General features: G+C 69.3%; 11 protein-coding genes. 7 read left to right on the top strand and 4 right to left on the bottom strand.

Annotated features, from left to right (window positions below; all coding sequences use genetic code 11):
• Positions 1 to 28 precede the first annotated feature (28 nt).
• Positions 29 to 1609: a BCCT family transporter gene (locus ACWGKS_RS09220; protein ID WP_358514123.1), complete on the bottom strand. Its 1581-nt coding sequence runs from the start codon at positions 1607 to 1609 to the stop codon at positions 29 to 31.
• Positions 1610 to 2100: 491 nt separating this feature from the next.
• Here ACWGKS_RS09220 and ACWGKS_RS09215 point away from each other — a divergent pair, with 491 nt between their 5' ends.
• Positions 2101 to 3453 (top strand): carboxylesterase family protein, encoded by a 1353-nt coding sequence (locus ACWGKS_RS09215; protein ID WP_358514121.1) that lies wholly within the window; start codon positions 2101 to 2103, stop codon positions 3451 to 3453.
• 51 nt (positions 3454 to 3504) lie between these two features.
• Here the strand turns inward: ACWGKS_RS09215 and ACWGKS_RS09210 are convergent, their stop codons facing one another.
• A complete protein-coding gene (locus ACWGKS_RS09210; protein WP_358514119.1) occupies positions 3505 to 3849 on the bottom strand; it encodes a hypothetical protein in 345 nt (114 codons plus the stop codon).
• A gap of 93 nt (positions 3850 to 3942) precedes the next feature.
• Between ACWGKS_RS09210 and ACWGKS_RS09205 the strand changes: the two genes are divergently transcribed.
• Positions 3943 to 4818, top strand: coding sequence for an MFS transporter (locus ACWGKS_RS09205; RefSeq protein WP_358514116.1), 876 nt, complete (start codon positions 3943 to 3945; stop codon positions 4816 to 4818).
• A 240-nt stretch (positions 4819 to 5058) separates the two neighbouring features.
• On the opposite strand, the gene ACWGKS_RS09200 is transcribed toward ACWGKS_RS09205, so the two are convergent.
• Together ACWGKS_RS09200 and ACWGKS_RS09195 are read right to left on the bottom strand one after the other, a co-directional pair.
• A complete protein-coding gene (locus tag ACWGKS_RS09200; protein WP_358514114.1) occupies positions 5059 to 5895 on the bottom strand; it encodes a phosphosulfolactate synthase in 837 nt (278 codons plus the stop codon).
• Positions 5888 to 7324 carry an MmgE/PrpD family protein gene (locus tag ACWGKS_RS09195; RefSeq protein WP_452456953.1) on the bottom strand — a complete coding sequence of 479 codons (1437 nt, stop codon included), beginning with the start codon at positions 7322 to 7324 and terminating at the stop codon, positions 5888 to 5890. Before ACWGKS_RS09195 ends, ACWGKS_RS09200 begins: the two co-directional genes overlap by 8 nt.
• 360 nt (positions 7325 to 7684) lie before the next feature.
• On the opposite strand from ACWGKS_RS09195, the gene ACWGKS_RS09190 reads away from it, so the two are divergent.
• The 5 genes from ACWGKS_RS09190 (at position 7685) to ACWGKS_RS09170 (ending at position 12478) form a co-directional block, all read left to right on the top strand.
• The gene (locus ACWGKS_RS09190) at positions 7685 to 8056 is read left to right on the top strand and encodes a VOC family protein (protein ID WP_358514108.1); all 372 of its coding nucleotides are present in this window, start codon (positions 7685 to 7687) and stop codon (positions 8054 to 8056) included.
• Between the two features lie 216 nt (positions 8057 to 8272).
• Entirely contained in the window at positions 8273 to 9316 is a 1044-nt protein-coding gene (locus ACWGKS_RS09185; protein WP_358514106.1) for a LacI family DNA-binding transcriptional regulator, read from the top strand.
• A complete protein-coding gene (locus ACWGKS_RS09180; protein WP_358514104.1) occupies positions 9313 to 10311 on the top strand; it encodes a carbohydrate ABC transporter permease in 999 nt (332 codons plus the stop codon). The genes ACWGKS_RS09185 and ACWGKS_RS09180 overlap by 4 nt, the downstream gene beginning before the upstream one ends.
• Positions 10312 to 10314: 3 nt before the next feature.
• The gene (locus ACWGKS_RS09175) at positions 10315 to 11142 is read left to right on the top strand and encodes a carbohydrate ABC transporter permease (RefSeq protein WP_358514102.1); all 828 of its coding nucleotides are present in this window, start codon (positions 10315 to 10317) and stop codon (positions 11140 to 11142) included.
• A 64-nt stretch (positions 11143 to 11206) separates the two neighbouring features.
• The gene (locus ACWGKS_RS09170; protein WP_358514100.1) at positions 11207 to 12478 is read left to right on the top strand and encodes an ABC transporter substrate-binding protein; all 1272 of its coding nucleotides are present in this window, start codon (positions 11207 to 11209) and stop codon (positions 12476 to 12478) included.
• The last annotated feature ends 12 nt before the right edge of the window (positions 12479 to 12490 follow it).

Below are 12490 nucleotides of genomic sequence, written 5' to 3'. Positions count from 1 at the left end.
GGGTCCGTGCTCGACGGACCCCGCCCGACTAACCCACCGGCTCCGGTTCCTTGATCCGTCGCGGCTCGGTCGAGGCGATGATCCCCTGTTCGACGGCCATCTCCCGGGCCAGGCGCGGGGCGCCCCACAACGGTGGCAGCAGCGCCAGGCCCGCCGGCACCGCCGTGACCACGATGACGGACTGCAACGCCTGCACCCCGTTGTCACCGACGGTCAACAGCACCACCGCGGTGACGCCCATGCCCACACACCAGAACGCCCGTACCAGGGCGTGCGGTTCGCCCTCGCGCATGCTGGACGCCGAGACCGCGTAGGACATCGCGTCCAGGGTGGCGGCGAAGAAGATCAGCGTCACCACGATCATGATCACCGCCAGGACCGAACTGAACGGCAACGCCTGGACGATGGACAGGGCCGCCGCTGCCAGACCGTGTTCGGCGTAGGGGTCGGAGATCACGCCCGGGTCGCTCTGTTCCAGCCACAGGCCGGTGCCGCCCAGGGCGGTGAACCACACCATGGTCACCACCGACGGCAGCACGGTGGCGCCCACGTAGATCTCCCGGATCGTGCGGCCCTTGGAGACCCGCGCGATGAAGATCGCCATCAGCGGTCCGAAGCCGATGAACCAACCGAAGAAGAACAGCGTCCAGTACCCCAGCCAGGCGTCGTCGCCGCGGTACAACGACATGGGTACGAACTCGCGTACGTGCACGGCGCTCGCCTGGAGGAACAGGTCGATGACGTAGGGCAGTGAGGCCAGTCCGACGATCGAGACGATGAGCACCAGCGCGGCCCAGACGTTGATCCGGCTCAGCAACTGGATGCCCTTGTCCACCCCGCTCAGTACCGAGATCGTGGCGATCAGCGTCAATCCCCCGATGAGCACCACCTGGGTGCCGTATCCGGAGTCGAACCCGAACATCTCGGCGCCGATGTAGGACATCTGCAGGCCCAGGAACCCGATCGGGCCGACCGTCCCGGCGACCACCGCCAGCACACAGCTGATGTCGGCGACCGTGCCCAACCAGTGGGTGCGCACACGCTCGCCCAACAGCGGCCAGAGCAGGGTGCGCGGACGCAGCGGCAGGCCCTTCTCCACCCCGCGCATCATCACCAACGTGGCCAACGAACCACCGATCGCCCAACCGACGAAACCCCAGTGGGTGAAGGTCTGCGCCAACGCGATCGCGGCGCCGTCCATGCCACCGGAGACGTCGTCGTACTGCGGCGGCGGGTCGACGTAGTGGGCCAGCGGTTCGGCGGCCGCCCAGAACACCCCGCCCGCGGCCAGCAGCGTGGTCAGGACCATCGCCACCCACCGGAACCAGCCGAACTCGGGGGCGACGGGACCGCCCATCCGCACCCGGCCGTACCGGGAGAACGCCAGGACGGTGGCGACCACCAGGGTGGCCAGGAGCAGGACCTGCCAGTACGCGCCGAACCAGTGGGTCGACCAGGCGAAGGCCGCGTCGACCATGGTGTTCATCATGGCGGGCCGGGTCAGGGCGAGCAGGACGAACAGGACCAGCAGGCCACCGGAGACACCGATGACCCAGGGGTCGGGTCGGCGCCCGGTTTCACGCACACGGGTGCGCAAGGTGGAGGACATGAAGAAGTGGAGTCTCCTCTGTCGGAGAACGGAACCGGGCGCGCCAACGGGCGGTCCGGGAAAGAGAAAGCCGTCGAATCCGTCACTGCGACGCCGAAGCGGGGGACGGCAACGGGCCCCGACGACGGGGCGGCCCGAAGGAGTCTACGTGCGTTCACCAGTGGGGACGCGATCGAGGAGAGTGGCGCCGAACACGCGGGGGTGTGGTCCTAAGCGCTATCGTCCGGCTCCTCGGCGAGGAGCCGGACCACCTCGTCGTATGCGTCGAGCCGTTCGGTGAGGCGCTCTACGACGGTCCCGGTCACGCCCGGGAGACCAGGTGGGGTCCCCGGTGGAGTTCCAGGGTGTGCCGACGCCGCGCGCGACGGTGTCACCGAACACGAGGCCGGTGGACCGACGTTCCGGTTCCGGGGGCGACCGATCCTTGCGGGTACCGTCGTTCGGGTGACCGAAGGTCCGATCATGGACCCTGGGCGAACGTAGGAGCCGCCATGACCGAATCCACCTCCGTCTCCAAGGGTGAACACCACCGCCTGGACACCCCCGCGGGCCCGATCGTGGGGAAGGTGCGCGGCGGGGTCCTGCGGTTCCTCGGCATCCCCTACGCGCGGGCCGAAAGGTTCCGGGCGCCCTCGCCGCTCGAACCCTTCACCGAACCCTTCGAGGCCACCGAGGCCGCGCCCGCCGCCCCACAATCGATCTCCCGGGTGGTCTCCGAGGCGGTCGAGGGCATCCCGACCGGTCGCCAGGACGAGAACTGCCACCACCTGTCGGTGACCGTGCCCGTCGACCTGGCCGAGGACGAGCGCCCGCCCGTCCTGGTGTGGTTCCACGGCGGCTCCTACGTCACCGGCGCGGGCGACCTGGCGATCTTCGACCCGGCCCGGCTGGTACGCGAACAACGGGTCGTCGTCGTGTCGGTCACCTTCCGGCTCGGGGTCCTGGGCTACCTGCGTCTGCCCGGTGTCGCCCCCGCCAACCTGGGCCTGCTGGACCAGGTGGCGGCGTTGCGCTGGGTGGCCGCCAACATCGCCTCGTTCGGGGGCGACCCCGACAAGGTCACCCTCTTCGGGCAGTCCGCCGGTGGTGACGCCGTCGCCCACCTGATGATCAGTCGCGGCGCCGAAGGGCTGTTCCGGCGCGCGATCGTGCAGAGCGCCCCGCTGGGACTCCTCAGCCGACGCGACCGCATGTACGAGGCGATGGCCGGGGTGGTGGGCACCCTCACCCCCGAGACCGACACCCGCGACATGCTCGCCCGTCAGGAGAGGGCGGTCGAGGCCGGCAGGGGCTTCGGGCTGCCCAGCGCCATGCCGTTCGGCACGCGTTACGGGCACGATCCGTTGCCCCCCGAGTCCCTCCGAACCCGCGCCTGGCGCGAGGCGGCGCCCCGGATCGACGTGCTCGTCGGGGCCACCAGCGAGGAGACCGGGCTGTTCGCCGAGTTCCTGCCCCCGATCAAGAGGATGTCCGAGCTGCCGGTGATCGGCTCCACCCTGCGCCGGGCCCTGGTGCGCCTCACCACCTGGGTCATCTACACCGGGCCCGTGCGGGGCTTCGTCCGTCGCCATCGCCGGGCCGGTGGTCGGGCGGTGCGCTACACCTTCACCTGGCGGCCGGAGGGGAGCCCGTTCGGGGCCGCGCACATCACCGACATCCCGTTGCTGCTGGGCACGCGCAAGGCCTGGGAACGGGCGAGCCTGGTCGGCCGCACCTCCTGGGAGGAACTCGACCGGCGTGGTCGTGCGGTGCGGCAGGTGTGGGGCGAGTTCGCGCGCACCGGGTCGGTGAGCGCCGAGTCCGCTTCGGCGGCCGCCGACAGCCTCACCGTCCACCGGTCCTGACGAACCCGACCCCGACGAGCCCCGTCCCCGTGAACCCGCCGAGGTCGGGGCTCAGCCGACGATCCGGCGCAGCTCCGACCGGCACCGGCGGTACAACTCCACCGGGTCCTCCTCGCGCCCCTGCGCGGCCAGTTCTCCCCAACGCTCCCAACAGGCGCTCCACACCGCCACGGCCACCTCCACCACCAGCAGCACCGTGGTGGGGTCCAGCCCTTCCAAGCGGTCGTTGAGACGCTCGCGCAGACGCGTGGCGAGTCCGCGTTCCTGGGCGGCGGCCAGCGCCCTGAGTTCGGAGTCTCCGGACAGCAGTCGCGCGACCCTGCGGTGTTCCTCCCGCTCTGGGTCGTGTTCGCGACCCATCACCTTCTCCAACGCCGCCTCGACGTCGCGCAGCACGGTGTCGGGGTCGGTGCCGGTGACCTCCAGGGTCTCGATCGCCCGGAGCAGGCGCGATTGTCCCGGGAGACCGGCCTGTTCCTTGGTGGTGAAGTGCCGGAAGAAGGTGCGGGAGGAGACCCCCGAGCGTTCGGCGGTCTGGTCTACGGTCTGGCCTCCGCCGAGGGACTCACCGATGGAAGCGTCGTCCCGCTCGTGGCCCTGGTGGTCGGTGCGGTCGCCCTGGTGCTGTTCGTCCTGCGCCAGCGCGCCCTGACGCGCACCGGCGGCGAGCTGCTGGACCTGCGTCCCTTCGCCGTGCGCAACTTCCGTGTCTCGTTGATCATCGTGGTCGTATGCATGGCGACCATGCTCGGCACCGTCATGGTGCTGCCGATCCACCTCCAGGTCGGCCTGGGTCTGAGCGTGCTCACCACCGGCCTGCTCCTGCTCCCGGGGGGCCTGATCCAGGGCGTGCTCTCGCCCATCATCGGCCGGGTCTACGACCGGGTCGGACCACTGCCCCTGGTCGTCCCCGGTGCCGTCCTGCTCGCCGCCGGTCAGTGGTGGCTGAGCACCCTGACAGCCCAGACCTCCATCACGGTGGTCGTGGCCATGCACGTGGTGTTCTGCGTCGGTATGGCGATGCTCATGACCCCACTGATGACGCTCGCCCTCGGTTCGCTGCCGCGCAGGCTCTACTCTCACGGCAGCGCGATCATGAACACGCTGCAGCAGCTCGCGGGCGCCGCCGGTGTGGCCGTTCTGGTGACGGCCATGTCGATCGGTGCCGCTGGAGCGGGCACGGCCGACGCGGTCGCCGCCCAGGTCCAGGGCACCCAGGACGCGTTCCTCGTCGGCGGCTGCCTGGCCCTGGTGGCCGTTGTCTGCGCACCACTGGTGCGCCGGCTGCGTCGGGACCCCGACGCCGAATCGATCGAGCCCGCCCGAGAGCGGAGCGGATCGGAACAGGCCGGCGCTTCGGCCTGAGCCGTGACCCGCGACGTGCCCCCGGGGTGACACCACCCCGGGGGCCCGCCGTGCGGAGGCTCGGACCACGCGGGTGCGGCCGTCGACGGGTGTGATCGGTGGCCGGTGTGACCCTCACGCCCGTCTCGCTCATCCGGGTATCCCTTCACGCTTTCCGGACCGGCTCCGCGCCGGCCCTGGTTCTCGCCTTCGACGCGTGTCCGTTCCGGGTATTCGACGAATACCCGGCCGGGGTCCGGATCAGGGCGCCGGGTTGATGACACGACCCCAGGTGGACTTGTTGCCCCAGACGTTCTGCCGCAGACCCTCCAGCTGAAGGATCTGGGAATGGTCGACGAAGAGGTTGACCTCGTTGCCGTAGTTCTTGACGTACCACTCGAACACGGGACCGTCCGCGGCCTCGAACATCACGTTCTCCAGGCCCAGCCCGTTGATGATGGACGCGGCGGCGCCGGTGTTCCACTCGTTCACGTTCTCGGTGATGCCCTCGGACTCGATCATCACGATCGACGCACCGGCTTCGAGGGTCTTCTCGGCGCGGTCGATGAGGTCACCGATGTCCTTCTCGCCCTCGCTCGCCAGCTCGGCCTGGCCGGAGTCGCCGCCGGAACCGATCTGGATCCCGAGCTCGGGCTTGGCCTTCAGCCCGGCGTCGACGACCTTTTCCACCAGGCGCAACAACCCGGAGGTGTTGAGCATGATGAAGCCCGTGGAGATCTCGATGACGTCGAAGCCGACCTCCTTGGCCTCCCTCAGGTACCGGTCGACCGCGTCGTCGCCGTAGCGCAGCACGGTCTCGATCCATCCGCCCGAAGACACGTAGGCTCCGTGCTCGTGGGCGATGTCGCTGAAGGCGCGCACCTGCTCGGTCGGCACCAGCGAGAACGAGCCACCGGCCCACTTGATGCCGTCGACCCACTGGCCGGCGACATCGAAGACGTCCCGCAGGTGGCGGGTGCCGAAGGTGCTGTAGTAGGGCGCCCGGATCTCGGTCATCCCGAAGGTGCGGGGCTTGGCCGGCCGGTAGGCGCGGGGAACGAAGTTGAATGACACGTCGTGTGGGACGGCGTTACCCATGATGGTGTCCCCTTTCTCGTGGGCCCTCTTCCCTTTTCGGAGCGTGCGGGCGAGGTCGGGACCGGATGGTCCGGACCCTGGCCAGGGCCGCGGTGAGGTCGGTGGTGTCGGCGTAGTCGAGGCCGCGCACGATCTCCGCGATCTCCTCGCGCAGTTCGGCGTCGGCGAAGGGCCGGGTCAGCGCGTCGAACTTGGCGCGGGCGCCGGCCCAGTCGAGCGGGTCGGTGTGGAAGCCCTTGTAGGCCGAACGTTCGGCGCGCAGCACGGTCCCGTCCCGCAGGGTGACCTCCAGGTCGGCGGGCATCTCCTCGGGGAAACGGGCCGAGAACCCCGTATCGGGGACGATCTCGACCTTGCGCATCAGTCGCTGCACGTCCCGGGCCACGATCCGCTTCGGCGCGTACTGGGCGGGATCGAGCACACCGTCCAACAGGACCACGGCGACCATCCACGGCAGTGAGTGGTCGGCCTCCTCCTTGGTGCGGACGGTGCGTTTGTCGCCCTCCTCCCCGCCGCCGATGATCGAGTACGCCACGTCGAAGGTGCGCAGCCGTACGGCGGTGATCGCGTCGGCGTCGAAACCGGCCTGGGCCCGGATGGCCTGGGCGGCGTCCAGGGCCGACTGGGAGTGGATCTCGGCGTTGTGCTTCTTGATGATCGAGCGCCGCACCCGCTCCAGGTCCTCCTTGGACCAGTCGATGGTGAAGTTCCCGGCGATGGATTCCTTGAACCCCTTGTTGCCCTCGAACACCTCCGCCGGACCGGTGATCCCCCGCGAGGCCAGCAGCGCCGCGAACGTGCCCTCCTTGGACACCTGCGGGTAGGCCAGGCCCTTCCAGTGCGAGAGGTCGCCGGTGCGGGTCACCCGCAGGGCGTTGTTGGCGGTGCCGGAGATCGCGATCGCGTTCGCGATCTGATCGACGGGCAGTCGGAACGCCTTCGCGGCGGAGGCGGCCGCGGCGTAGGCGCCCTGGGTGGTGTGGTCGAAGCCCTTGGCGCGGACCGGAGCCACGTCCGACAGCCGTGAGTGGACCTGGTAGGCCACGGCGAAGGCGGTCAGCAGTTCCCGGCCCGAGGCGTTCACCGATTCGGCGGCGGCCAGGACCGCGCCGAGGTTGTCCGACGGGTGGTTCGTCTCGCCCGGGGCGAGGTAGGAGTCCATGAAGTCCAGATAGCGGCTCAGCGCGCTGTTGTGGAAGGCGGCCCGGTCCGGGGAGGTCCGGCCTCCGCCGATCAGCGTGGCGGTCGGCTTTCCGCCCAGATCCTCGATGAGGCCGCGGATCGCGACCATGGGTTCGGCGTCCAGTGCGCCGATGGCGACGCCGAGCGTGTCGAGCACCCGGATCTTCAACTGGGTGATCGCTTCTTCGCTCAAGTCGTCGAACGTGGAGCCCGCCACGAAGCGGGCCATGCCCTGTACCTCGGTCATGAGCACCCCCTGGGAATGAATCTGATCCTTAGGTAAGGCTAGCCTTATTATCACTTATAGTTATCTCGTTGTCAAGATAAATGGGGGGCGTATCGTCACACCGGGCCCGATCGGGAACGAAGGCCGAGCCGGTGTGGTGGTCCACTCGGGATCCGTCCGGACGAGGGGGAGGGTTACGAGGAGTGATCGCGTCCGGGGCCGACGTCGCTATGCGGGATGGCGCCGCTGCTCATCGCCATGGCGGAGCCGGGTGGTCGAGCCCCCGTGTCAGGCCGAGTGCTACGGGCGCGAGAACGATGAGGTTCGCCGGGCCGAGAAAACCATTGACCGGGGGTCGGCGCCGTGTAATCGTCGGTGCCCATGAGTCCTATCGCGAAGTTCAGCCTGGCCGCCATCGACAGCCGTGACCCCCTCGCCCTGGCCGAGTTCTACGCGGCGATCACCGGATGGCGGATCGAGCCGTGGGAGGACGACGGCTGGATCGAACTCGCGAGTGAGGTCGGAGCCACGATCGCCTTCCAGAAGGCCCCCGGCCACGTGCCGCCGGAATGGCCCGGTGACGCCCACCCGCAGCAGCTCCACCTCGATTTCGACGTCCCCGACCTGGACGAGGGAGAGCGGCGGGTGTTGGGGATCGGTGCTCGCAAGACCGACTTCCAGCCCGCCCCGGACAACTTCCGGGTCTTCGTGGACCCGGCCGGCCACCCCTTCTGTCTCGTCCGTTCGGACTGAGCCCACGGCGGGGGATGAGCGTGGGGTGGGTATCCGGGGCCGTTGAGGTCGACTCCGGAAGCCTTGCGGACGTCCGAAATAATCCCTAATGCCTGACTTGACGGTCTCCGGATCAGGGCACTAGGTTTCCGGAAACGTTTCCAGATCTCTTCTCGCGCCGCCTCTCGGCGCGGCTGGAAACGTTTCCGCATCCCCCTCGGCTTGGCTGGAGCCACGATGACGTCCTCACGAGCGACCCTGATCCAGGTCGCGGAACGGGCAGGGGTCTCCCTGTCCTCCACCTCCCGCGCCCTGCACGGAGGCGGAGCCAGCGCGGCCATGGTCGAACGCGTCCGCGCGGCCGCCGCCGAACTCGGCTACAGCCCGGACGCGATCGGGCGCTCGCTGCGGATGAAGAGGACGTTCCAGGTGGCCTTCGCCGTCGCCGACATCGGAAACCCCGTCTACGTCGAGATGATGACCGCCATCCACGAGGTGCTGGCCCCGCGCGGGTACCGCGTGGTCGTGATGTCCACGGGGGACACCACGACCTCCACCACCGAGCTGGTCCGCAGCCTCAGCGGCGGTTTCGTCGACGGGATGATCCTGGTCCCGCTGCGCACCGACGACGCCCTCATCGAGGCGTTGCGGGAACAGGAGGTCCCCGTCGTGGTCATGGGCCGTCCCCTCAAGGAACACGGGATCGACTCGGTCTCCACCGATTCGGCCGACGGGATCGCCCGGGCCGTGAACCACCTGCGCGAACTCGGTCGATCACGGATCGGGTTCCTCAACGGCCCCCTCGACACCACCCCCGGCCAGGCGCGCCGGCGCGGTTTCGAGGCCGTGGGCGCCCAAGGGCCGGTCGAGGAGGCCGAGAACTTCACCGTGGCGGCCGGTGTGGTCGCCGCCCGACGTCTGCTCGCGGCCGGTGAGGCCGAGGGCCGTCCGCTCGACGCCGTGGTGGCCGCCAACGACCTGTTGGCCATCGCCGCCATCCGCGCCGCGCGCGAACGCGGACTCACCGTCCCCGGGGACCTCGCCGTCACCGGCATGGACGACACCGAGTTCGGCCGGGTGTTCCAGCCGAGCCTGACCAGCGTCTCCCTCGGTTCGGCCGAGCGAGGGCGGGCCGCCGCCGAGATCATGCTGAGCCTGGCCGAGGGAAGCCACGAGGGGACCCGACAGATCGAGGTCGGACCCGAGCTCGTCGTTCGAGAGTCCACCGACCCCACCGCCCTGCCCGACGACATCGAACCCCTCTCCCTGGACTCACCTTGAGAACCCTGTCCTTCAAGGACCCCACCACGGGCAGGAGAACCTCCTCGCCCGGCGGCCCGCCCACCGGCCGCCGTACCCCCGCGCACCGGGGACCGCGCCCCGGCGGCCTGGCCCGGAACCGCCGCCGTGAGGCCGCCGCGCTGGTCATGCCCTCGCTGCTGCCGATCCTGGTGCTGAGCGTCGCCCCCCTGATCATGGGCGTGGCGTTGGCCTTCACCGACGCCCGCCTGGTGCGCCGGCCCGACTACGAGGTGGTCGGCCTCGACAACTTCGGCCGGCTGTTCGACAACTCCTTCTTCTGGGAGTCGTTCCGCATCGGCATGGTGTGGGCGGTCTCGGTCACCCTGCTCCAATTGGTCGCCGCCTTGGGCCTGGCCCTGCTGCTGAACTCGGGGCTGCGGCTCCAAGGGCTCACCCGGGTGCTGGCCCTGATCCCGTGGGCGATGCCCCCGGTGGTCGTGGCCATCATGTGGCGGATGATCTACTCGCCCAACGCCGGTCCGCTCAACGCGGTCATGGACGGTGTGGGTCTTCCCGGCGACATCAACTGGCTCGGTGACTTCTCCACGGCCCTGCCCGCCGTCATCGTCGTCGGGGTCTGGGTGGGCATGCCCCAGACCACCGTGACGCTGCTGGCCGGACTCCAGCAGATCCCCGACGAACTGCACGAGGCCGCCGCCATGGACGGGGCGGGCGCCTGGCGTCGCTTCGTCGACGTGACCCTGCCGAGCCTGCGCCCCATCATCGCCTCCATCACCTCCCTCAACTTCATCTGGAACTTCAACTCGTTTTCGCTGGTCTACGTCCTGACCGAGGGAGGGCCCGGCGGTCGCACCATGCTGCCGATGCTCTTCACGTACCTGGAGGCGTTCAAGAACCGCAACATCGGCTACGCCGCCGCGATGGGCGTGGTGCTCGTGACCGTGGTGGTCCTGCTCTTGGCCCTCTACCTGTGGTCGCAGTTCCGCCAGGACGACAAGGGCAAGGTGGGCTGACCGATGCGCACTCTCGTTCGACCCGCCCAGTACGCGGCCCTGGCCTGCTACATCCTCTTCCTGGGCTTCCCACTGCTGTGGCTGATCTCGGCCTCGTTCAAGACCTCCGCCGAACTCAACTCGCTCGCGGTGAACCTGTGGCCCGCCGAATGGCACTTCGACAACTACGTCCGGGCACTCGCCCGCCAGGGGTTGGTGGGCTCGGCGTGGAACAGCCTGCTCGTCGCCCTGTCCTCGACGGCGTTGGTCATCCTCATCGCCCTGCCCGCCGCCTACGTCCTGGCGCGGCTCAAGGGGATGGTCCGGGCCGCCGGGGTCGGCTGGATCCTGGTCAGCCAGGTCTTCCCCGTCATCCTCATCATCCTGCCCCTGTTCCTGGTGCTGCGGACCATCGGCCTGACCGACAGCCTCGTCGGCCTGGTACTGGTGCACACCACCTACACGCTGCCGTTCGCGCTGTGGATGCTCCAGGGCTACGTCACCGGTATCCCCATCGACCTGGAGGAGGCCGGGGCCATGGACGGAGGGGGACGACTGGACGTCCTGCGCCGGATCGTGCTGCCCCTGTTGCTGCCCGGTGTGGCGGCCACCGCCATGTTCGCCTTCGTCTCCTCCTGGAACGAGTTCTTCTTCGCCCTGGTGCTGCTCCAGTCACCGGAGAACTACACCCTGCCCATCACGCTGAAGATGTTCATCGGTGGTGAGGGCAAGGTCGCCCTGGGCCCGCTCGCCGCGGGATCGGTGCTGGCCGCCGTCCCGAGCATCGTCTTCTTCGCCCTCCTGCAGAAGAAGCTCACCGGGGGCCTGATGGCCGGCGCGGTCAAGGGCTGAGCCACCCGCCGCACCCGTCCGACCCCCACCACCCCGCTCACCTTGAGGAAAGGACCCCCCTTCCATGAACACCCGAGTCGCCTCCGTGGCGGCCATCCCGGCCACGTTGCTGCTCCTCACCGCCTGCGGAGGAGGTGATGGCGAGGACGGTGGCGTGGTGACGCTGGAGTTCCAGTCGCTCTCCGACCAGCCCGCCGCCATCGAGGCCACCGAACGGATCGTCGAGTCCTGGAACGAGGAACACCCCGACATCCAGGTCGAGATCGTCCCCGCCGGCTGGGACGGCATCTACGACAAGCTCATCACCCAGTTCAACGGCGGCGCCGCGCCGGACATCATCCACTACGAGGCCGCCGGTATCGCCCCCTTCGCGGTCGACGGCTACCTCGCCGACCTGTCGGACCTGATGTCGGACGCCACACGCGTGGACATCCCCACCGGCGTCATGGACTCGGTGACCGTCGACGGAAAGGTCGTGGCCTACCCGACCGAACTGCAGTCCTACGTGGTCTTCGCCAATCGCGGCCTGTTGGAGGACGCCGGGGTGGGGGTCCCCGACGGCGAGACCATGACGTGGGACGAACTGCGCGAGATCTCCGAGGCCACCACCTCGGGCGACCGGTACGGACTGGGCTGGGGCCTGTCCAGTCCCACGGCCGCGTTCATGTCCATGGCGCCGGCCTTCGGTGGCACCTTCTTCGACGGCACCGGTTCCGAGGCGGGCCTGGTCATGGAGGAGGGCGAGATGGCCCTGCCCGAACTGGTCGGGGAGATGGCCCACGACGACGAGTCCATCCAGCCCGTCAGCCTCACCCAGTCCGGTTCCGACGTGCTCGCCTCCTTCTACGCCGAGGACGTCGCGATGACGGTCCAGGGCTCGTTCCAGGCCGCCAACATCCAGGCCGACGCGCCCGACGACCTCGACTGGGTCGTGCTGCCCCCGCTGGAGGGACCGGCCGGTCCCTGGCAGACGGCCAACCCGCAGACCCTCTCGGTCAACGTCGACTCCGAGCACGTCGAGGAGTCCGCCGAGTTCCTGGAGTACCTCACCTCCACCGAGAACCTCGCCGACCTCAACGAGGCCGACGCCCTCATCCCGGCGACCGAGTCCGCCAGGGAGATCATGGGCACCTCCCTGGCCGAGGAACCCGGTTGGGAGGCCATCCTCGAATCCGGCGAACACCTGGAGTCCTCGCCGTTCCTGTTCGTGGACGCCTACCCGCAGTGGAAGGACACCGTCGCCACCCCCGCCTACCAGCGTTTCCTCGCCCAGGAGATCGACGCCGACGAACTTGAGGCGGAGCTTCGGGCCGGCTGGGACGAGATCACTCGTTAGCGGTTCCCCCGG

The organism is Nocardiopsis sp. NPDC055879 (genome assembly GCF_053615935.1).
This window is presented reverse-complemented; position numbering and strand designations above follow the sequence as displayed.

What these genes read in the sequence shown, in the direction of transcription:
- ACWGKS_RS09190 (WP_358514108.1), top strand. Translation starts at nt 7,685, where the DNA reads ATGAGTCCTATCGCGAAGTTCAGCCTGGCCGCCATCGACAGCCGTGAC.
- ACWGKS_RS09220 (WP_358514123.1), bottom strand. Translation starts at nt 1,609, where the DNA reads ATGTCCTCCACCTTGCGCACCCGTGTGCGTGAAACCGGGCGCCGACCC.
- ACWGKS_RS09200 (WP_358514114.1), bottom strand. Translation starts at nt 5,895, where the DNA reads ATGGGTAACGCCGTCCCACACGACGTGTCATTCAACTTCGTTCCCCGC.
- ACWGKS_RS09215 (WP_358514121.1), top strand. Translation starts at nt 2,101, where the DNA reads ATGACCGAATCCACCTCCGTCTCCAAGGGTGAACACCACCGCCTGGAC.
- ACWGKS_RS09195 (WP_452456953.1), bottom strand. Translation starts at nt 7,324, where the DNA reads ATGACCGAGGTACAGGGCATGGCCCGCTTCGTGGCGGGCTCCACGTTC.
- ACWGKS_RS09185 (WP_358514106.1), top strand. Translation starts at nt 8,273, where the DNA reads ATGACGTCCTCACGAGCGACCCTGATCCAGGTCGCGGAACGGGCAGGG.
- ACWGKS_RS09175 (WP_358514102.1), top strand. Translation starts at nt 10,315, where the DNA reads ATGCGCACTCTCGTTCGACCCGCCCAGTACGCGGCCCTGGCCTGCTAC.
- ACWGKS_RS09170 (WP_358514100.1), top strand. Translation starts at nt 11,207, where the DNA reads ATGAACACCCGAGTCGCCTCCGTGGCGGCCATCCCGGCCACGTTGCTG.